The organism is Citrobacter sp. VF227 (genome assembly GCF_052950715.1).
On record NZ_JBRFVF010000209.1, the window covers coordinates 1 to 553 of the forward strand.

Annotated in this window: 1 protein-coding gene; it reads left to right on the top strand. The window is 68.4% G+C overall.

Going from position 1 to position 553, the window contains the following annotated elements; all coding sequences use genetic code 11:
• Positions 1-10 precede the first annotated feature (10 nt).
• The coding region (locus ACU8YC_RS25940; protein WP_446896105.1) for a histidine phosphatase family protein at positions 11-553 on the top strand (543 nt) is incomplete at its 3' end.

The following is a 553-nucleotide window of genomic DNA, read 5'->3' on the forward strand; positions in this document are numbered from 1 at the left end:
GCTGTGAAGCATGCGTGGCATCGGCCTGGCGCTCGTCGCGCTGCTCTTCGTCGTAGGCCCGCTGCAGGCCGATGATGGTGACGCCTGGCAGGCGTTACGCGAAGGGCGGGCACTACTGCTCCTGCGCCACGCGAATGCGCCGGGGCTGGGCGACCCGCCTGGCTTCGTCCTCGATGACTGCAGCACCCAACGCAATCTTGATGAGCACGGCAGGGCGCAAGCCCGACGCTGGGGTGAGCTGCTGCGCGAGAAAGGCCTGACCAGGGTACGTCTGTTGAGCAGTCGCTGGTGCCGTGCACTGGACACGGCGCAGCAGATGGCACTCGCGCCGGTCGAGCCACTACCGGCGCTGGATTCCTTCTTCGCCTCGCCGACCAGCGAGCGACTGCAGACCGCCGCGCTGCGCGAAGCCCTCACCGAGCTGGAACCCGGCGAGGTAGTGGTGCTGGTCACCCATCAGGTCAATATCACCGCGCTGACCGGCATCTTTCCGCAGTCGGGCGAGGGGCTGATCCTGGCCCGGCCGCTGGCCGTTGCGCCGAAGGTCCTGGCG